Annotated in this window: 19 protein-coding genes, 2 tRNA genes and 1 pseudogene; 9 read left to right on the top strand and 13 right to left on the bottom strand. The window is 63.7% G+C overall.

Annotation, left to right across the window (positions count from 1 at the left end; translation table 11 throughout):
* Positions 1–100: 100 nt before the first annotated feature.
* Both GY769_20765 and GY769_20760 read right to left on the bottom strand, forming a co-directional pair.
* Entirely contained in the window at positions 101–313 is a 213-nt protein-coding gene (locus GY769_20765; protein ID MCP4204351.1) for a hypothetical protein, read from the bottom strand.
* A 236-nt stretch (positions 314–549) separates the two neighbouring features.
* Positions 550–1,380, bottom strand: a complete 831-nt coding sequence (locus GY769_20760; GenBank protein MCP4204350.1) for an MBL fold metallo-hydrolase — start codon at positions 1,378–1,380, stop codon at positions 550–552.
* Between the two features lie 316 nt (positions 1,381–1,696).
* Between GY769_20760 and GY769_20755 the strand changes: the two genes are divergently transcribed.
* From GY769_20755 to GY769_20735, 5 genes and pseudogenes are all read left to right on the top strand, one after another.
* Positions 1,697–4,213 carry a hypothetical protein gene (locus GY769_20755; GenBank protein MCP4204349.1) on the top strand — a complete coding sequence of 839 codons (2,517 nt, stop codon included), beginning with the start codon at positions 1,697–1,699 and terminating at the stop codon, positions 4,211–4,213.
* Positions 4,214–4,262: 49 nt separating this feature from the next.
* Positions 4,263–4,736 carry a hypothetical protein gene (locus tag GY769_20750; GenBank protein ID MCP4204348.1) on the top strand — a complete coding sequence of 158 codons (474 nt, stop codon included), beginning with the start codon at positions 4,263–4,265 and terminating at the stop codon, positions 4,734–4,736.
* Between the two features lie 26 nt (positions 4,737–4,762).
* The gene (locus GY769_20745; protein MCP4204347.1) at positions 4,763–5,593 is read left to right on the top strand and encodes a hypothetical protein; all 831 of its coding nucleotides are present in this window, start codon (positions 4,763–4,765) and stop codon (positions 5,591–5,593) included.
* A gap of 542 nt (positions 5,594–6,135) precedes the next feature.
* A complete protein-coding gene (locus GY769_20740) occupies positions 6,136–7,266 on the top strand; it encodes an SGNH/GDSL hydrolase family protein (protein MCP4204346.1) in 1,131 nt (376 codons plus the stop codon).
* Between the two features lie 121 nt (positions 7,267–7,387).
* Positions 7,388–7,627: pseudogene (locus tag GY769_20735) on the top strand (transposase).
* Positions 7,628–7,760: 133 nt separating this feature from the next.
* Here GY769_20735 and GY769_20730 read toward each other — a convergent pair.
* From GY769_20730 to rplM, 9 genes are all read right to left on the bottom strand, one after another.
* Positions 7,761–7,847, bottom strand: a tRNA-Tyr gene (locus GY769_20730).
* A gap of 42 nt (positions 7,848–7,889) precedes the next feature.
* Positions 7,890–7,965, bottom strand: a tRNA-Thr gene (locus GY769_20725).
* Positions 7,966–8,060: 95 nt separating this feature from the next.
* Positions 8,061–8,759 (bottom strand): 23S rRNA (guanosine(2251)-2'-O)-methyltransferase RlmB, encoded by a 699-nt coding sequence (rlmB, locus tag GY769_20720; protein ID MCP4204345.1) that lies wholly within the window; start codon positions 8,757–8,759, stop codon positions 8,061–8,063.
* Positions 8,760–9,195: 436 nt separating this feature from the next.
* Positions 9,196–9,750: a ribosome recycling factor gene (gene frr, locus GY769_20715; GenBank protein ID MCP4204344.1), complete on the bottom strand. Its 555-nt coding sequence runs from the start codon at positions 9,748–9,750 to the stop codon at positions 9,196–9,198.
* Between the two features lie 67 nt (positions 9,751–9,817).
* Entirely contained in the window at positions 9,818–10,555 is a 738-nt protein-coding gene (locus GY769_20710; GenBank protein ID MCP4204343.1) for a UMP kinase, read from the bottom strand.
* A gap of 33 nt (positions 10,556–10,588) precedes the next feature.
* Positions 10,589–11,239 (bottom strand): translation elongation factor Ts, encoded by a 651-nt coding sequence (gene tsf / locus GY769_20705; GenBank protein MCP4204342.1) that lies wholly within the window; start codon positions 11,237–11,239, stop codon positions 10,589–10,591.
* A gap of 118 nt (positions 11,240–11,357) precedes the next feature.
* Positions 11,358–12,269, bottom strand: coding sequence for a 30S ribosomal protein S2 (gene rpsB, locus GY769_20700; GenBank protein MCP4204341.1), 912 nt, complete (start codon positions 12,267–12,269; stop codon positions 11,358–11,360).
* Positions 12,270–12,283: 14 nt separating this feature from the next.
* The gene (rpsI, locus tag GY769_20695; GenBank protein MCP4204340.1) at positions 12,284–12,676 is read right to left on the bottom strand and encodes a 30S ribosomal protein S9; all 393 of its coding nucleotides are present in this window, start codon (positions 12,674–12,676) and stop codon (positions 12,284–12,286) included.
* A 17-nt stretch (positions 12,677–12,693) separates the two neighbouring features.
* On the bottom strand, positions 12,694–13,131 hold the full coding sequence (rplM, locus tag GY769_20690) for a 50S ribosomal protein L13 (protein ID MCP4204339.1): 438 nt from the start codon (positions 13,129–13,131) through the stop codon (positions 12,694–12,696).
* A gap of 190 nt (positions 13,132–13,321) precedes the next feature.
* Here rplM and GY769_20685 point away from each other — a divergent pair, with 190 nt between their 5' ends.
* From GY769_20685 to GY769_20670, 4 genes are read left to right on the top strand one after another with little or no spacing between them, the layout of a single operon-like run.
* Positions 13,322–14,035, top strand: coding sequence for a ubiquinone/menaquinone biosynthesis methyltransferase (locus GY769_20685; GenBank protein MCP4204338.1), 714 nt, complete (start codon positions 13,322–13,324; stop codon positions 14,033–14,035).
* Entirely contained in the window at positions 14,032–14,961 is a 930-nt protein-coding gene (locus tag GY769_20680; GenBank protein ID MCP4204337.1) for a bifunctional 5,10-methylenetetrahydrofolate dehydrogenase/5,10-methenyltetrahydrofolate cyclohydrolase, read from the top strand. Before GY769_20685 ends, GY769_20680 begins: the two co-directional genes overlap by 4 nt.
* A complete protein-coding gene (locus tag GY769_20675) occupies positions 14,958–15,575 on the top strand; it encodes a dephospho-CoA kinase (protein ID MCP4204336.1) in 618 nt (205 codons plus the stop codon). The genes GY769_20680 and GY769_20675 overlap by 4 nt, the downstream gene beginning before the upstream one ends.
* On the top strand, positions 15,572–16,138 hold the full coding sequence (locus GY769_20670) for a non-canonical purine NTP pyrophosphatase (protein ID MCP4204335.1): 567 nt from the start codon (positions 15,572–15,574) through the stop codon (positions 16,136–16,138). The genes GY769_20675 and GY769_20670 overlap by 4 nt, the downstream gene beginning before the upstream one ends.
* Positions 16,139–16,142: 4 nt before the next feature.
* On the opposite strand, the gene GY769_20665 is transcribed toward GY769_20670, so the two are convergent.
* Together GY769_20665 and GY769_20660 are read right to left on the bottom strand one after the other, a co-directional pair.
* Positions 16,143–17,864, bottom strand: coding sequence for a VWA domain-containing protein (locus GY769_20665; GenBank protein MCP4204334.1), 1,722 nt, complete (start codon positions 17,862–17,864; stop codon positions 16,143–16,145).
* A 21-nt stretch (positions 17,865–17,885) separates the two neighbouring features.
* The coding region (locus GY769_20660; GenBank protein MCP4204333.1) for a hypothetical protein at positions 17,886–18,380 on the bottom strand (495 nt) is incomplete at its 5' end.

Raw genomic sequence — 18,380 nt, 5'->3', positions numbered from 1 at the left:
TATCGTTCATTGTCAGGCCGGGGGCAGGGGGGCTACAACAAGTTCAAGAACTTGCATGGGCCTGCATCCGGGCTCCAGCCTGTCGGGCCGGTGCTCCGCGCTACGTGCTGACCTGGTTCCCCGCCTCCGCTTCCTCGACCTCGATCATCTTCCGGGCGAGGAGGTAGGCTTGGTGACACAGGATCTCACCGGCCGCCGTCAGTGTCGCCTGTGCATCCTGGCCCCGACTCACTGGATTCGTGTCGCCCCTTGAGATCAAGGCCTGAAGCACAGCACAACGGTACCTGAGTTCTCGTTCCTCTTGGTCGTCCATAGGATCTCCTTTCCAAGACCGGCGAAAGGGACGCTCAGGTCCAGGCTACGCGCCGGCTGCAGCGGCCGTCGCCACCCGGCCGGGCGGGTCAGATCCCGACCTAGCCCTCAGCACCTCCGCCTTGCCGCCGTTTCAGGGCAAAAGGCCTGGAATGGCGATCCAAGTTGCCGGGGGAAGGGTCTGGCGCGCAGCTTGGCACCTGAACCTGAACTGAGGCCACCTGAACTGGGAGCCTCCTAGAAACCCCTCACCTCCATGGGCTCCAGGAACAGAACCGCCTGGGGGAAGCGCTCCTGCAGACGGGCCTCGATGGCGTCGATCTGGTCCTGCTCCCGGGGGCGGTGCATGAACACGATATGGTCCGGGGTCATCCAGGCCTTGAAGACCCGGGCCGTCTCCTCGGACCAGTCGAAGAACTCCACGAACACGACGTCCAAGTCGACCTTGTGGAAAAGACCGTTCTCGAACAATTCCAGGGACTGGGAGAACACGGCGTCGCCAGTGTGCAGGAACCGGCGGCCGGCCAGTTCCACCACGTAGACCAGGTTCTGGACCCCTTCGTGGCGGTTGCGCTCCTCGCCGGTCACCGGGTCGGTCTCCATGTAGGCCGAGTGACTCAGCCGGTACGCCTTGACCTGGATGCCGGCTTCGGTGACCGTCTCGAAGCCATGCAGGTCCGGATGGATGGAGCGGACCCTGGCGCCGAGCCCTTCCACATCCTCCAGGGACTCCACCGCCTGGGGCGGCGCCACCAGGATTGTTTCCGGGCTGGATGCCAAGAAGCCGGCCACAAGCCCGGCTTCGAAATGGTCCCGGTGCCGGTGGGTCACCAGGATCAGGTCCACGTTGTCGAACGGCGGCTCCGCCGCCGCCATTTTCTCCAGCGTCTCGCCGGACGGCACGTGGGCGTACTGGATCGACTGGTCCGAGAACAGGGCGTCCACCAGGACCTTGCTCTCACCGGCCTCGATCAGGAAACCGGCGTTGGCGATGTAGGTCACCTGGAACGGAGTCTCCCCTGCCGGGGAGAACGAGCTGAGCAGGAAGGTGGTGAGCAGGACAGTCAATCTGTGTTTCCTAGCTTTCATTGTGCCACCGCAGGAAGTACGAGGTCCGATCAGCAGAGAGCAGTCATCCTCACCAAGTAACGCGAAATTTCTGCAGAAAGTGCGCAGAGTTTCCTATCACCGTTATCACTAGTGGAGATCGTGGGCCCCAGGGCCTCGCGCGGGTTCTGATTCGGGCCAAAAGAAGCTGACGCGGTGCTCGCGTTGCGGGTTTTTCTCCGCCAATCCGCGTTACCTGTGAAGGCCACAAGCGGCGAGCCAGGGCCTTCAGTCTCGACGATCGAGCAGCTCTGCAGAATCAAGGCCGGAGGACGACATGAGACGACGACTCATCCTGGTTGGAGCAATTGTGACCCTTGCCGGCCTTCTCACACCGGCCGACGCGACCAGCGAGCGTCCGCAGCGTCGCCTGCCTGAGCCGATTCGCCAGAAACTGAGTCGCCCGATCCCCACGCCATACGATCAGCCGGGGGCGGCTCACACGTTCTTCTACGAGAAGCGTCTGGGTGGCGTACCCGCCGTCGACCCGCGACACGAGTACCAACGGGCTCGAAGACACATGGACTCGATGCCGCGCCACTCGACTCGGCGACAAAGGCTGCTGAGGTCCAAGGCGTCCGGCTGGAAGACGACGGCATCGACGCTCCACCTCGACACCTGGGAGGCCCTGGGTCCGGGCAACATCGGCGGTCGAACACGGGTGATGGTGATCGATCCCCGAGCGCCGCGCCGGATGTACGCCGCTGGCGTCTCGGGAGGGATCTGGAAGACGACAAACCGCGGCAAGCGGTGGCGTCCCGTGGGCGACGAGATGACGAATCTGGCGGTCAACGCACTCGCGTTCGATCCCGCGAATCCCGACACCATCTACGCTGGAACAGGAGAGGGATTCTTCCGCGAAGAGGTACGAGCCACGAGTCTGCCGCTTCGCGGTGGCGGCATCTTCCTGAGCCACGACCGGGGCGAGAGCTGGAGCCTCATGCTGTCGACCGATGGCCCGCGATTTCACTGGGTCAACGACCTGGTGGTCAGCAGACACGACTCATCGCGAATCTATGCGGCGACGCGGGCGGGCGTGTTCAGGAGCAAGAACGGGGGCGAGACCTGGAAGCGGGTGCTGCGAGCGGGCGTCAAGGGCGGTTGTCTCGATCTGGCACTGCGAACCGACAAGAGAACCGACTATCTCTTCGCCTCGTGCGGCACGCTCGAAACTGCGACCGTCTACCGCAAACCCAAGGCTGAGGGCGGTGGCAGGTGGACTCCGGTGCTCTCCGAGGCCGGGATGGGGAGGACGAGCCTCGCGATCGCGCCTTCCAATCAGGACATCGTGTACGCCCTGGCCGCCAGCAATAGCCCGGGCACGAACGGACTCTACGAACAGTCGCTTCATGCGGTCTTCCGTTCCGATGAAGCCGGCGCTGCCGGCAGCTGGGAAGCGAGAGTGCGCAACTCCGACCCGCGCAAGACCAACACTCTGCTGCTTTCCAACCCAATCACCGCCTCGGTCGAAGAGTGTGGTTTTGAGGGATCCAACAACGTTTTCGGTATGGGTTGGTACGTGAACGTCATCGCCGTCGATCCGCGCAACCCGGACCACGTGTGGGCGGCAGGAGTCGACCTCTTCCGCTCCGACGACGGAGGCAGTGAGTGGAATCCGGCCACCTACTGGTGGGCGGAGAGCGGCAACCGCAACTTCGTTCACGCCGACCATCACGGGCTGGTGTTTCACCCGCGCAAGCCGAAGACCCTGTACTCGCTCAACGATGGCGGCGTCTACCGAACGACCAACGCCGCGGCCGCCCTCAGCCGCGACGATCTGGCGGTCTGCAACCCGGGATCGGCGGGCGTGCGCTGGAAATCGCTCAACAATCGGTACGGAGTGACGCAGTTTTATCACGGCTCGGTCTTCCCCGATGGAGAGCACGTTCTCGGCGGTACCCAGGACAACGGAACCATCTCGAACATCTTCCCGGGCGTCGGCCAGAGGTGGTGGCGAGTCTTCGGTGGCGACGGTGGCTACTCGGCGATCGCCTCCGACGACGAGAGCGTCATCTATGTGACGACCCAGAACGGCTTCATCTACAAGTCGACGGACAGAGGCGCAACTTTCATCCAGACGATCGGCGGCATCAACGACCTGGGCGGCACGGGCGACTTCCGTGCCGTGGCGAGGAATTATCTCTTCATCGCACCGCTGGTGATGGACTCGAGCGACTCCGGGACGCTGTGGTTCGGCGGGCGCCGGATCTGGCGGACCAGCGATGCGGCCACCAGCTGGCGCCAAGCGAGCACCCTCCTCGCCGACGGCGGCAAGACCAGCGCCATTGCGGTCTCGCCGATGAGCAGCGACATCGTGATTGTCGGCACGAATCGCGGCACCATCTACAGCACCCAGGCGGGTAGCAGCGCCAACGGGGGCACGGTCTGGCAAGGTGTGCGGCCGCGCAGCGGCTTCGTGTCCTCGGTCGCCTTCGACCCGCTCGACAGGGCCGTCATCTACGCGACATACGCGGGGTTCGGCGGCAAGCATGTGTGGAGGAGTCTCGATGGCGGCGTGAGCTGGCAGGCGATCGACGGTCAGGGAGGGACCCGACTGCCGAATATTCCGGTCCACTCTCTGGTCGTCGACCCGGAGGATCGAGGTCGACTGTACGTCGGCACCGATCTCGGCGTCTTCGTGTCAATCGACGGGGGCGAGAGCTGGGCAATAGAGATCACCGGATTCGCGCGCGCAGGTACGGAGTGGTTGGCTCTGGTGCAGACGCCGCAGGGCCAGCGGTACCTCTTTGCCTTTACCCACGGCCGCGGTGCGTGGCGCGTCGCGCTCGATTGACGAGCCAGAGTTGACAACGTGAATGGAACCGTCGCGAAAGGAGAGGACCATGAGACGAATCGTAGGAGTCAGCTTCCTGACCATCGCATTGATGACGTTTTGCTCGAGTGCAGCCATAGCGCAGGTCGCCCTCGACGCCGTCGGAGTTCTGGACCAGTACTGCGCTGACGACGAACCTGTGGCTCATCCTGAGAGGATCGTCATGCGCCAGCTCATGACGAGCGACAGGCTGGCCACATTCGGGGGTACGGTCTTTGCCGGCATCTACAGCCCGCGACGGACTCCGGACCGGACCGGAACCATGTCCGTGAGGGCCAGGATCGAGAGGCCCGACGGCAGCCGGGAAAAGCTGAACAGAATCGTGGCCCACCAGCAGCCCAACGGCGAGGCCGAGGTCCAAGCGCGCTTCCCGGTGGCCGCCCAAGAGGGAGACACCGTCGTCTGGCGCTATCGGTTCAGGGACTTCGCCGAAATGCAACCAGGCGATTGTTTTCTGCTGATCGGCGCGACGATGCGGCCGTAGGCTGTCAACGGAGCGGAACCTGACAAATGACCGGCAATCACAAGAGGAAGAGGGCGAGCCCGTGGAAATGGGTTGTGGGAATGCTATTCGTCCTGCTGATGATGATGGCGCTGTATGTCGCAGTCCTCGTCTACCCCAATCCGCTCTTTGCCCACCACCAGCGGGCCGGCGGCTTTCGCGTCTACTCCGATCGAGTGCCCTCGGTCGACGTCGAGGAGCTCGTCGCGGAGGTCGCCGAGGGACTGGCTGCCATCGAGCACGAGCTCGGGAGCAAGACCTACAAGGTCTACCTTTGCCACAGCATGCGCCGCTACAGCTTCTTCGCCAGGCTGACCCGTCGCACTCCCTCTTCACAGGCCATTGGGCTCTCAGCCCCAGGCAACATCTTCGTTTCCATGCCGCGCCTCGCTCAGCTCGCGGCCCATCGGGGCGGACTGTTCGCACATTCGCGCTTCGAGGGAAGTCTGGCCTTCGCCATCGTCCACGAGGTCGCACACTTCGGCGTCATCGACAGCCTCGGGCCGGATGCGAGCCGCTCGCTACCAGCGTGGAAGAGCGAAGGCTGGGCCGACTACCAGGCAAGCCTGGCGGGAATCCGCCGCGATCCGGACTACGATCTAGCGCAGCGGATCGACCTTTTGGACGACCCCAACCACTGGCAGAACCCACGGCTCAGAGCCCGCCGCTTTTTCGCATGGCAGCTCCTGATCGAGTATCTCACTGAGGCGCGGAGCTACCGGTTCGAAGACCTCAGCCGGCCCTCGGTCACCGAGTCCGAGACCTGGGCGCATATGCGTGCCTGGCATCGAAACAGCCAACCATTTCGAGAAGCATCTAGAGAAGAGGGTGGTACGTGAAGACGGGACTTTGAACATGGTGGAGGCGGATGGATTCGAACCACCGTAGGGCGAAGCCCGGCAGATCTACAGTCTGAAAATGAGCGGCAACAGCGGCAGAACCCCTCAGCTTCGAACGGCCACCAACAACTAGAAACAGCAAGGCCGTAATGGGCCTTTGGTGACCTGTCGCCCCTCCCCACCTCGTTGCCGGACTATGGAGGGAATGGGTGGAAGTTGGCACGCGATGCACCCCAAATTGCACCCTCGAGCTGAGGGGCGCATCGGCGAGGCACGGTACCTACTAGGAACGAACTACTACAGTAATAGGTCTTTCTATCTTTTCTGATTGGAAGGCCAAGTGTTCCTACTGCACTCGCCACTGATCTGGCCACTCATTTGGGCCCAGCCCGCCAGCTGCCCGGACTTCCAGCCGCCGGCCGGTGGGACGGAGCGCGGCGTGGGGGAGCAAAAGTCCGCGCAGGGGCTGCCGCTCTGCTTCCTGGTTGCGCGCCTATGTCAGTCGTGATGTACTCGCCGGCGGCCGCACGGCGGTGCATGACATGGCCCACAAAGAGAGATTCCTGCGAGTGAAGGCGCTACTGGCTCGGATCTTCGTAGCAATGCTCGTCGCTCTCGTCGCTGTGCTGCTGCTCGACGTCGCGGTTGGCGTGCTCGCACCCGACGCGCGCACAGCGTTCGACCGAATGTTCCCAGTCGGTTCGGTGCGGCACCCCAAGCCCTACGTCATGTTCGGCGGAAAGCCCGGCGCACCCGTCGCGGTCCGAGAGAGACCGGGGGAGAAGTCCAGTACCCTGAACGCTCGCGGTTACCGCGGACCGCTCCCGGGGGCGACGAAGGAGCCGAACGAACGGCGCATCTACGTCCTGGGTGGATCGACCGTCTTCAGTGGAACTCCGGCGCTCTCAACGCTCCTTCAAGACGAACTGGCGGACGTGGGGCTGACCCACGTCAGGGTCTTCAACCTGGGCGTCGTGTCCTCCGTCTCTGGCATGGAGCTCGCGCGCATCGTGTACGAAGTCGTCGACCTGAGCCCGGACCTCGTAGTCATGTACAACGGCAACAACGACCTGTCCCACCCCTTTTCATGGGATCCCAGGCCCGGGTATCCGTTCAATTTCATGGCCTACGAGAACCACCCTCTCCTCGAGTCCGATGTGGGATCGTACCCGGCCATCACCATGTTCCTCTACGGGTCGCACATCGCCCGCAAGATCGGCTCGCGCCAGTTCCTGAACCGCTTCGTGCCGTTGGCCCAGACGCAATCGCAAGCAGGCTATGGGACGGCCGCCTGGCGGCAGCAGTTGAGCGAGACGTACGTCGCCAGGCTTATCAAGGCCAAGCGGATCAGCAGTGCATTTGGAGCGGAATTCATCGCCTTCTTTCAACCCTCACAGTCGTTCCGCATCCGCCCTGAGCCCCAGGTTGACGGGAGCAGCAACCTCACGGAGAGAACAGCACACTTTCTCGACTGCCGAAGGCGCATCCGTGCTCTGATCCAGGCGCTGCCAGAGTCCGATCGAGAGGCAATCGTCGACCTCAGTGACTCCTACGACGAGTACTCGGGTGCCCCATTCAAGGACCATGTCCATACCACCCAAGCCGCGAAACCGTTCATGGCGACTCTTCTGGCCGAGCACATCATTCAGCGCTTCGAGGCTCGTTTGCGGTAGGAGAGGGGAGAGTGGGCGGCTCTGTTGGAGCGTGAGTCTGCCTCGCTCAACCACGCCACCCGCCTCCACTCTGAACCGCCCCGGTTTTCCCGGAGGCTCCAAGACTTGAGAGGATGGAGCCATGGGAAGACAAGTACGGTACTCACCAGAGGTGCGGGAGCGGGCGGTTCGTATGGTCCTGGACCAAGAGGTGCACCACAGCTCGCAGTGGTCGGCAATCCAGTCGATCGCCTCGAAGATCGGTTGTACGGCAGAGACGCTTCGCTAATGGGTCAGGCAGGCGGAACGTGATGCAGGCCGCCGGCCAGGTCTGACGACCGAAGAGCGGCAGCGCTTGAAGGAGCTCGAGCGTGAAGCGCGCCCTGTCGGATGGTTCGGCCCGCTACAAGGCCATCATTCGGCGGAAGAATCATCCCCTCAAGACCAAGACCTTCCGAACCAGGGCTCAAGCCGCTGGAAACCGCTTAACTTATTGAAAAATAAGAGATTCAATATGGTGGAGGCGGATGGATTCGAACCACCGTAGGGCGAAGCCCGGCAGATTTACAGTCTGCTGCCTTTGTCCACTCGGCCACACCTCCTCAGATTGTCAATCCTAGCGCGCTTGCGCTCTGCCAGAAACCTGGAGCCGGCAGTCGGATTCGAACCGACGACCTGCTGATTACAAGTCAGCTGCTCTAGCCCCTGAGCTATGCCGGCAAGAGCGGCGCGCCGCGGGCCGGGAGTGTAGCGGCTCGGTGCCGTGTGTGCAAGATCGTCGATGCTGCCGCCCCCGTAAAAGCGCCACCCGAGCCTCATGAGCGCTGCCTCACGGCCTCGTATAGCAGCGCGGCGGCGGCCGTCGCGACGTTGAGTGATGCCACGCGTCCTCTCATTGGCAGGGCGACCAGGCGATCACAGAGCTTTCGGGTTCTGCGCCGCAATCCCTTCTCTTCTCCTCCCAGGCAGAGGCAGACCTTGCCGCTGAGGTCCACTTCCCAGACCGGATCGCCTTCGCCATCGGCGCCGTAGACCCAGAAGCCACCCTTCTGAAGGGCCTCTATCTCGTTGGCCGAATTGGTGATCCGGTCGACATCGAGGTATTCGGCCGCACCGGCCGAGGTCTTGATCGCCGCGGCCGACAACGGGGCGCTCCCTCGGTCGCGAATCAGAACCCGGCCCACCCCCGCCCCTTCGCACACGCGCAGGATCGCGCCCAGATTGCGGGGATCCTGAACATCCTCCAGCAGCACGACCAGTTCCGGATCTCCTCCGGATGGAGCCGTCCTGCTGTCCCGGACCTCCGCCACGAAGCCGTTGTGAACCGCGCCCGAGGTCAGCTCGTCGAGCTTGGCCCCGGGGCGGGACTCGGCACTGACGTCGCACCGCCGGCAGAGCTTCTGGATCTCCCTCACGCGTGACCGTTGTGCGCTCTCGCCAAGCGCCACCCATTCGACGTCTCTCGGGCGCAGCCTGAGAGCCTCGCGGACCGGGTGGAATCCGTATATGAGCATGTCGCTGCCAGGATATCGCCTCTCGCGTCGGCGGCGGTCGGCAGGCGACTGACCAGTAGCCGGCTCGAGCTAGAGGGCCTGCAAGGCTCAGGCTCTCGCCTGCGCCCTCTGTGCTTTTGGAGCAACTCGAAGAAGAAGGTCGGTCTCGGCCTTGCCGGCGCGGAGATGTTTGAGGCGGTGCGAGGATCCGGCGTGGCGACTGGAGGGGAAGACGAGGAGCAGCGATTCCTGTCCCGAGTCTCTCGGAACGACATGCCCGCGCCTCCAAAGTCGCCTGGACCTGGGCCTGAAAGGCCGGCCGCGTGCCTCTTGCGAGCGAGCCATCGGCGAGCGAGAAGAGCGCACCGGCGGCCTACTTTCGGCTCGCTCTGCCTCAGAGCTCGGGGACTCTCGCAAAACCGGTCGGGAGGGGACACGAACGAATCGTGTCCCCGATCTAGCCGACCAGGATGTCCTTCTCTTTGGTCTCCAGCGACTTGTTGATCTCGGCGATGTAGTGATCGTGGAGCCTCTGCATCTCCTCGTGACCGCGATGCTCGTCGTCCTTACCGATCTCTTTCTCTTTCTCGAGGTCCTTGAGCGAATCGTTGCCGTCCCGGCGACACTGGCGAACCGTGTTGCGGGACGCCTCGGCGATGTCGTGCGCCCGCTTCACGATCTCCTTGCGGCGTTCTTCGGTGAGCGGCGGAACCGGGACTCTGATCAACTTGCCGTCGTTGGCCGGATTGAGTCCGAGATCGGCCTGCAGAACGGCCTTTTCTATGGCCCCGATTGCGGACGGATCGAACGGCTGAGCCACGATCATGGTCGCCTCCGGCACCGACAGGTTCGCGAGCTGGTTGAGCGGTGTGGGCGTACCGTAGTAGTCGACCATGACGCCGTCGAGCATCAAAAGCGACGCGCGCCCGGTGCGCAGGTGTTTGAGCTCGTCGTGGAAATGATCCACCGCTTGTTTCATTTTCAACTCGATCTCGAGAAACAACTCTTGCATTTCACCTCTCCCTGGTCGTGTCTCAGGTGCGTCAAGTTTCGCGCCGGGGTCACCAAACTGTCAACCTTCAGGCGTTCGGCCGATAATCATCGCCGACCCAGGATCCGACTCTCTCTCCGCACACAACGCGCCGGATGTTGCCGGGCTCCATGAGCTTGAAGACCACGATCGGAACCGAATTGTCGCGGCACAGGCTGATGGCGGCGGCATCCATGACTCGGAGATTGCGCTCGAGGACCTGCTGATAGGTGATCCGTCCCAGGAACTCCGCCTCGGGCTCCGTGGCGGGATCCGCGCTGTAGACACCGTCCACCGAGGTGGCCTTGAGCAGAACATCGGCTTGAATCTCGTTGGCTCGCAGTGCAGCGGCGCTATCGGTCGTGAAAAACGGGTTGCCTGTCCCGGCGGCGAAGATGACGATTCGCCCCTTCTCCAAATGACGCATCGCGCGCCTCCGAATGAAGGGCTCGGCCACGTCTCGAATGTCGATCGCGGTCTGGACCCGAGTCGTCACACCGCGCTTCTCGAGCGCATCCTGTAGCGCCAGGGCATTGATGACCGTGGCCAGCATGCCCATGTAGTCACCGGTGACACGATCCAGCCCGCGATGGCTGGCCGCCAGACCCCGAATGATGTTGCCGCCTCCCACCACGATCGAGATCTCGACGCCCAGGTCGTAGACCTTGCGGATCTCATCGGCGATCTGAGCGACGATGGGCTCCTCGATACCGAAGCCCGAGTCGCCCATCAGAGCCTCCCCGGACAGTTTCAACATGATGCGTTTGAAGCGGGGTGAATCTGTCATCGGGGCGCTCCGTTTCGTGCCTTGTCCGGACTACTAGCCCGCTGCCTGCTTGCGGACTTCTTCGAGAAAATCGTCTTCGCGTTTCTCGAGACCTTCGCCGAGCGCGAACCTCACGAAGCGCCTGATCTTGATGTTCTCGCCCATCGAGGCCACCGCGCCGGTAACAAGCTGTCCCACGGTCTTATCGGAGTCCTTCACGAAGGGCTGCTCGGTGAGGACGTTCTCCGAGAAGAACTTCTCCATCTTGCCCTCGACGATCCGGTCGATCACATTCTCGGGCTTGCCCGATTGGAGCGCTTGATCGCGATAAATCTCGCGCTCTTTGGCGAGCACATCTTGGGTGACTTCGTCGCGTTCAACGAAACGCGGATCGGAGGCGGCGATGTGCATCGCGATGTCCTTGACCAGGGTCTGAAAAGCATCGGTCCGGGCGACGAAGTCGGTTTCGCAGTTCACCTCCACCAGCACGCCGATCTTGCCGCCGGCGTGGATGTAGGACAGCACGGTTCCTTCCGCCGCGATCCGACCGGCCTTCTTGGCCGCTGCCGCCGCTCCGCTCTTGCGCAGGATATCCACGGCCGCATCCAGGTCACCGTCAGCCTCCTGAAGCGCTTTCTTGCAGTCCATCATTCCCGCGCCGGTGCGCTCCCGGAGCTCCTTGACCATCTTTGCTGTGATTGCCATGAGCTTGTCTCTCCTTTTGTTTACCTTCAAGTACAGAAAAGGCCAGTCGCCCGGGCAGGAACTCGCGGCGCGTCTGGCCTTGACCTGGATCTGCCCTCACGGGCCGACCTAGAGTTGTCTAGTTGACCGGAGTTTCCTCGTCGGTCTCGGCCGCTTCCTCCTTCGGCTCTGCGACTGGTTCCGGTTCTTCAGTGGTCTCGCCTGCCGCTACCGCCGCGGCCGCCTCGGCGGACTGTTCTGCTTGCTCCAGCTCCGCAGCCGCAGCAGCTGCCGCCGCTTCCGCTTTCGCCTTGGCGGCTGCCTCGGCCTTGGCCGCGGCTTCCAGGGCCGCCGCTTCGACTTGCTTGGCAAGCTCGTCGGCGCCCTCCAAATAGGCGTCCGCGATCTTGCCGGCAAACAGCCGAATCGTGCGAATCGCGTCATCGTTGCCGGGGATGGGGAACTCGACGATCTCAGGATCGCAGTTCGTGTCCACGATCGCGATGACCGGAATGCCGAGCTTGTTTGCCTCGGCAACGGCAATCGACTCTTTCTTCGGGTCGACCAGAAAAACGGCATCAGGCAGCACATCCAGGTCTCGGATACCCTCCAGATTGCGCTCCATCTTTTCCCGATCGCGGTCCAGGCGAAGCCGCTCCTTCTTGATCAGGGGATTCGCCGTGTCGGCCATGCGTGCCTCGATGTCCTTCCAACGCTCAACGGAGGCTCGAATCGTGACGAAGTTGGTCAGTGTGCCGCCCAGCCAGCGATGGGTCACGAAGTACTGCTCGCAGCGCTTGGCCTCTTCGGAGATCACGTCTCGCGCCTGGCGCTTGGTGCCCACGAAGAGCAGGCGGCGCCCCGTACGCCCCATCTCGCGCACATAGTCCACGGCCTCGAGAAACATCTCGCGGCTCTTCTGAAGGTCGATGATGTAGATGCCGTTGCGCTTGCCGAAGATGTAGCGCTTCATCTTCGGATTCCAGCGCCGGGTCTGATGACCGAAGTGGACACCCGCTTCGAGCAGTTCCTGCATGCTTACTTGAACCAACGCAATACCTCCGGCTATCTCTTGCTGAACTGGAAGCGTGCGCGAGCTCCCTTGAGCCCGTACTTCTTCCGTTCTTTCTTGCGCGGATCGCGCGTGATGAATCCACCGGCCTTGAGTCGTTCGCGAAGCTCGCCGTTGTACTCGACCAATGCCCGGGTTATGCCGTGCCGAACGGCGCCCGCCTGCCCCGACGAGCCTCCGCCACGCACGGTCACCGAGATATCGAACTTCTCCGTCGTCTCCGTCAGGAGCAAGGGCTGGCGCACGATCATGCGAAGCGCCGGGTTGGGGAAGAAATCTTCGAACTCCCGCCCGTTGATCTTGAGATCGCCCGAGCCGGGGCGCAAGAAGACTCTCGCTGCGGCGGTCTTCCTGCGGCCGGTTCCGTAATACTGCAATTCGCTCACTTATTCTCCTGTCCGGCCTAGTTGACCAGGTCCAACGCCTCGGGCTGTTGCGCCGCGTGCGGGTGATCCGGCCCCGCATAGACTTTGAGCTTCTTCAGCTGCTTTCGGCCCATCTTGTTCTTGGGCAGCATCCCTTTGACACTTTTTTCGATCAGGCGCTCCGGGTGGCGCTCACGAAGGCGCGCTGCGTTCTCTTCCTTCAAGCCGCCGGGGTGCGTGCTGTGCCGGTAGTACATCTTCGCCTGCTCCTTGTTGCCGGTCAGAACGGTCTTCTCGGCATTCACGACCACGACGAAGTCACCGGTGTCGATGTGCGGCGCATACTGCGGCTTGTGCTTGCCGGTAAGGACTCGAGCGATCTCGGTCGAGATACGACCGAGTGTTTGACCGGCGGCATTGACGATGTACCACCGGCGCTCGACTTCACCGGCCTTGGGGCTGTACGTACGGGTCATGTCTGTACTACTCGCTCGCCCCATGAGGGCGCAACTTGACGTTATTCACCCGGCTTTGCCAGGCAAAGGGCTCATGATCTTAGGCAAGGCACCAGCGCCTGTCAAGGCTCGAGGCACGCTTTCCGGGAAATCGGTCCTTCGATCGTCCTCCCCTCGAGAGCCGGACGCCACCGGGGTAAACTCGCTCGCTGTGAGCCCGTCGCGCACGAACCTGGACAAGAGAGGGAGCAGCATCCAGGAGATGTTCGCCGGCGTGGCCCCCAGATACGATTTTTTGAATCATTTCCTATCCGGCGCATTGGATATCTCCTGGCGCAAGCGAGCCGCGGCGGCACTCGATCTGGCCCCCGATGCCCGGGTTCTGGACTTGTGCTGTGGCACCGGTGACCAGGCGCTGGCGGTCCGCAGGCGGGGCGGCAAAGTGATAGCGAGCGACTTCTGCCTGCCGATGCTCGCCCTGGCGGAACGCAAATACTCCAGGCACTCGTCGCGCCGGCCGCAGGGGATCGCCGCGGATGCGTTGGTGCTGCCTTTCGATGACGACCGCTTCGACGCGGGCACGGTCTCGTTCGGCCTTCGCAACGTCGCCGATCTCGACGAGGCGCTGGTCGAGTTGCACCGGGTCCTGCGACCGGGCGGGCAGATTGCCATCCTCGAGTTCGCGGTCCCCGAAGCCAAATGGTTGCGGAGACCCTACTTGTTCTACTTTCGCCGGATCCTGCCGGTTCTCGGCCGACTGGTTTCACCGAGAGGCTCGGCCTACGCGTACCTGCCCTCCTCGGTGCTCGAGTTCCCTCAGCGGGCCGGTTTTGTCCGGCGGATGGAAACGGCGGGCTTTGGCAGCGCCCACAGCCGAGACCTGACCGGCGGCACGGTATGCCTGTACACGGGAGCCGCCCGATGACCGAGATCCTGGACGGTGCCGGCCTCGCCCGGACCCTACGCCTCGAGATCGCCGAGGACGTCGCCCGGTTCCTGGCCCTGGGAGCCCGCCCTCCCGGGCTGGCGGCGGTTCTTGTCGGCGACAACCCGGCCTCGGAGATCTACGTGGGCAGCAAGTCCCGCGCTGCCGAGGCCGCCGGCTTCGTCCATCGAACCGTCAAGCTCGGTGCCGACACCACGCAGCAGGAGCTCGAAGGAACGATCGGCGATCTCAATCGCGATGACGCGGTCGACGGCATACTGATCCAGCTCCCGCTTCCCGCCTCTCTCCGTCCCCGGCAGATCCTCGACCGACTGGATCCCGTTAAGGACGTCGATGGCCTGCATGCGGTGAACGTGGGGCGCCTGTGGCTGGACCAGCCGGGCTTGTTCCCAGCGACGCCGAGCGGAATCGTCGAACTGCTCGACCGCTCCGGGATCGAGATCGCAGGCAAGCGAGCCGTGATCATCGGGCGGAGCCACCTGGTCGGCAAGCCCCTGGCCGGGCTCCTCCTCCGTCGGCAAGCGACGGTCACGGTCTGCCACTCGCGCAGCCAGAATCTCGCCGAGCTCGCTCGACAAGCCGACCTGCTGGTCGCCGCGGTCGGTAAGCTGGCGATGATCGGCCCCGAGTTCGTGGGCAAAGGCGCTGTCGTGGTCGACGTCGGCATCCATCGGATTACAGACGCCGCCAAGGTCGACGAGCTCTTCCCCGGCAACGCGGCCCGTCGGGCAGCGTTCGAGCGCAAAGGCCGTATCGTCGCCGGTGACGTGGATTTCGACCGCGTCGCCCCGCTCTGCTCGGCCATTACCCCGGTACCCGGAGGGGTCGGGCCGCTGACCGTGGCCATGCTGCTCGCCAATACGCTGCTCGCGTCGCAACGCCGCCAGGGATTGGAGGTGTTGTGAGTGCCGCGGTGACCATCGGCCTGACCGGGGGCATCGCTTCCGGCAAGTCGACCGTCGCCCGCTGGCTGGCCGAAGCCGGCTTCGAGGTTGTAGACGCCGACGAGATCGTGGCCGACCTCTACCGGAGCGGCGAAGCCGGCGCAGAGGTCGTCGGCGAGCTTTTCGGGGCCGAGACTCTCGATGAGAACGGTGCGGTCGATCATGCGCGGCTGGCCGCGCGGGTCTTCTCGAATCCCGAGCTGCTCGAGACTCTCGAGCAACGAATCCATCCGCTGGTGCGGGCCAACTTCGCCGAGAGCGCCGGCGCCTCCGAGGTGCCGACCGTTCTGGAGGCCACTCTCCTCGTCGAGGCCGGCTATGCCCCGGATTTCGATCTCGTAGTGACCGTGGAGGCGGACACCGAGCGGCGGATTCGACGTGCCGTCGCCCGTGGGCTCTCCGAGAGCGATGCTCGCGCCCGGCTCGAGGCGCAGGCCGACCGTGCTATGCGCGAGCGAGCCGCGCACCGGGTCGTGCCGAACGACGGCAGCCTTGCGGATCTGCGCGTGCAGGTCGAGGCGCTGATCGAGGAGATTCGGACGCTGCGCCCCGGACAGGGGGCACCGCCGCAATGATCTCCGAGAGGGCGCGGCGGCGCCTCGACCAGGCCACCCTGGTGACCGGCAATCCCAACAAGGTCGCCGAGGCCGAGCGGATCTGCGGCTTCCCCATGCGCCACGTGGCGATCGACTTACCCGAGATTCAGTCCGACGACCTGGCCGAGGTAGCTCGCGAGAAAGCGCTCGAAGCCTGGCGCCGGCTCGAGCGGCCGGTGATCGTCGAGGAGACCGGCCTCGAGCTCTCGGCTTTGAACGGTTTTCCCGGTCCTCTGGTCAAGTGGATGCTGGATGCGGTCGGCGCCGAGGGAATTGCCCGAACCGCGGCAGCGCTCGACGAGCCCGGCGCCAGGGCCGTCTGCCTGTTGGTTCTGTACGACGGCGAGGAGACGGTCTCGGGAGAAGGCCGTACCGAAGGCCGGCTCGTCCTGCCTCCGCGCGGAGATCACGGCTTCGGCTGGGATCCGGTCTTTCAACCCGAAGGCGAGTCGCGCAGCTACGCCGAGCTGGGCGACGCCCGCAAGGACGAGATCGGCCACCGCGGACGGGCTTGGCGCGCCCTGGCCGAGACGCTGTCCTGAGCCGCTAGCCGCCGACGCGGATCGTGTCGTGGACGAAGGAGGTCTCGCCCCCGATTTCGTCGCGAACGCCCACCGCCAGCCTGTTCACGCCCTTGCGCATCACCAACTGCAGGTCGTAGGAGAAGTGCTGCCCCATGGCCTGCTCGAGATCCGCTGCCGGGATCGCCACCACCACCGGCTCTTTCTGCTGAACCGGTGATAACCGCCCCTCGTCGTCCATGACGGTCACCGTGATCCTGAATTGACCGTTGTGCCGGTCGCCCTGAGGAACCAGGGTCAGGTGGTTGAGCGGGATCTTCACCTGCACCGGCACCAAGTAGCTGTTGCCGTCTCGGGGGCTGGGCGAATCGAAGACGATCCTAGCGTTCATCGAATTGCGCTGGAATCCGAAGTAGAGCGAGGACAGCGAGCCATCCGCCATCCGCGCCTCCGGCGTCTGGTCCCGGTACCCTTCGCGATGCCGCACGCGGAGGCCCTTGCCCGCTTTCACCTCGAGCTTGTAGTAACGGCCGCTGCCGGCATGGCCCGGACGGAAACCCAGGGAGTAGAAGTTGCCAAAGTCGCTCGACACTCGGTCGAGAGAAGCCTCGATCGCGTTGGTGTTGGTGAACGCGATACCGCCGGTCGTGTCCGCCATCAGATGAAGCGGCTCCTGCAGGTTCGCGTTGTAGATGGAGTCGACGTAGATCCGTCCACCCCCTTGGCGAGTGCCCCCCTCCTCGGCCGAGAGCGAGCTGTGGATCTCGGCGCCGCCGGCATCCAACGTATAGAAGGTGACCCCGCTGGTATTCGCCTGGGCCGCCAGGCGGCGGAACTCCGGCTGCAGATCGTAAGCGAAGGCCTCGCCCCGAGCGCTCGCCCTCGGGAACCGCTCGTCCACCGCGATGAACAGATCCTCCGCCACGCTCATGGGCAGGCCATCGCTGACGTAGAGCAGCGCCTTCCTGCCCTGAAGGCCGGAGAGCGCTTGCATGAGATCGCCCATCGCCTTGAGGGTGAAATCCATCTCGGCATACACCTCGTCGGCATGGGAACGAGCCGCCGAAAGCGCGGCGCCCCCCCAGTCGACCTCCTCGATCTCTTCCAGGGCCCGGCGCCGGCTGGCGATACGATCCACCTGATGACCCGAGAGGTCTTTTACCTCTTCCAGCGCGGCCGTAACCAGGCTTGCATCGGTCGTAAACGGCTGTCGAACGTGAAGCGATCGATCGTAACTGACCAGCATGATCTGGTCCTCGGGGCCCAGCTGGCTATAGAGGAAGCCCTGGAGCCGGTTCAGGACCCGATTGCGATTCGCCGGGGCCAGATTGAAGTTGTCGACGTAGACAATCAGATAAAGGCGTTGATCCTCCGGAAGCGAAGTGATCAGGGGCAACGGCGGCCTGCCGGGAACCGGCTCAGTCTTCTCGACACCGTCGCTGTCGGGCGTCGGCCGCCCCCTCTCGACGGCAAAGAAGTTCGTGACCTCGACCGGTTTGCCGTCTTCGAGAATCTCGAAGTCGTCCTTTTTCAGTCCGATAACCGGCTCGCCCTTCTTGTCTGTAACCCAGACCAGCACGTTGACGAGGTTGACGTCGACGACCTCGAAGAACATGTCCTCGGGCGCTACTTCGGAGCGGGTGTCCGCACCGGTTGCGCTCGCCGACGTCTGAGCTACCGCCGGGGCCGAGACCCATCCAAAAACCAGCAGTGCCAGAACGGCACCGAGTGTGATGCGATAACGCATGAGAAACCTCTCTGTTGCTAGCTAGGGGCCGCTACGCGGGCGACGAGCCGGTAGGCGTTCCTGACCGACCAGCACGTGCTCGAACACGAACGACTCGGTGCCCGACACCTCATCCCAGACCCCGACGGCGATCTTGGGCGTCCCTCTCTTGACCTTGAGATTCGTTCGGTAACCGATCTCCGGGTCGGCCATTTCGCCCCCAGCCTCGGCCGGCAGGCTCACCGGCAGCGGGAATCGATGAATATCGGACATGTTGCCCTCCTCGTCCTGGAGAGCTACGAAGATCTGCAGCCGGCCCACGCGGTTGGCCTCGTCGGGCACCAGGATGACATCCCGAAGCGGAATCCGAATCATGACCGGCAGAATGTAGGTGTCGCGCCCTTCCTTCTCGGGCTCTCCAAAGGCCAGGCGAACATTCAGCGGGTTCTCACGACTGTCGATCAGCAGAGAGGAGAGCGTGCGGTCGGCAACCTGGTCCGCGACCGGCTTGTCGACGTAGCCGCTGCGGTTACGCAC

The organism is bacterium (genome assembly GCA_024224155.1).
Lineage (GTDB): Bacteria > Acidobacteriota > Thermoanaerobaculia > Multivoradales > JAHEKO01 > CALZIK01.
The sequence above is the reverse complement of the archived record's forward strand: the minus strand, read 5'-3'. Positions and strand labels throughout refer to the sequence as shown.

Bases quoted from the DNA above. Each gene is read 5' to 3' on its own strand.
- GY769_20765 (MCP4204351.1), bottom strand. From the start codon at position 313: ATGGACGACCAAGAGGAACGAGAACTCAGGTACCGTTGTGCTGTGCTT.
- GY769_20755 (MCP4204349.1), top strand. From the start codon at position 1,697: ATGAGACGACGACTCATCCTGGTTGGAGCAATTGTGACCCTTGCCGGC.
- GY769_20750 (MCP4204348.1), top strand. From the start codon at position 4,263: ATGAGACGAATCGTAGGAGTCAGCTTCCTGACCATCGCATTGATGACG.
- GY769_20745 (MCP4204347.1), top strand. From the start codon at position 4,763: ATGACCGGCAATCACAAGAGGAAGAGGGCGAGCCCGTGGAAATGGGTT.
- GY769_20740 (MCP4204346.1), top strand. From the start codon at position 6,136: ATGGCCCACAAAGAGAGATTCCTGCGAGTGAAGGCGCTACTGGCTCGG.
- rlmB (MCP4204345.1), bottom strand. From the start codon at position 8,759: ATGCTCATATACGGATTCCACCCGGTCCGCGAGGCTCTCAGGCTGCGC.
- frr (MCP4204344.1), bottom strand. From the start codon at position 9,750: ATGCAAGAGTTGTTTCTCGAGATCGAGTTGAAAATGAAACAAGCGGTG.
- GY769_20710 (MCP4204343.1), bottom strand. From the start codon at position 10,555: ATGACAGATTCACCCCGCTTCAAACGCATCATGTTGAAACTGTCCGGG.
- tsf (MCP4204342.1), bottom strand. From the start codon at position 11,239: ATGGCAATCACAGCAAAGATGGTCAAGGAGCTCCGGGAGCGCACCGGC.
- rplM (MCP4204339.1), bottom strand. From the start codon at position 13,131: ATGACCCGTACGTACAGCCCCAAGGCCGGTGAAGTCGAGCGCCGGTGG.
- GY769_20680 (MCP4204337.1), top strand. From the start codon at position 14,032: ATGACCGAGATCCTGGACGGTGCCGGCCTCGCCCGGACCCTACGCCTC.
- GY769_20670 (MCP4204335.1), top strand. From the start codon at position 15,572: ATGATCTCCGAGAGGGCGCGGCGGCGCCTCGACCAGGCCACCCTGGTG.
- GY769_20665 (MCP4204334.1), bottom strand. From the start codon at position 17,864: ATGCGTTATCGCATCACACTCGGTGCCGTTCTGGCACTGCTGGTTTTT.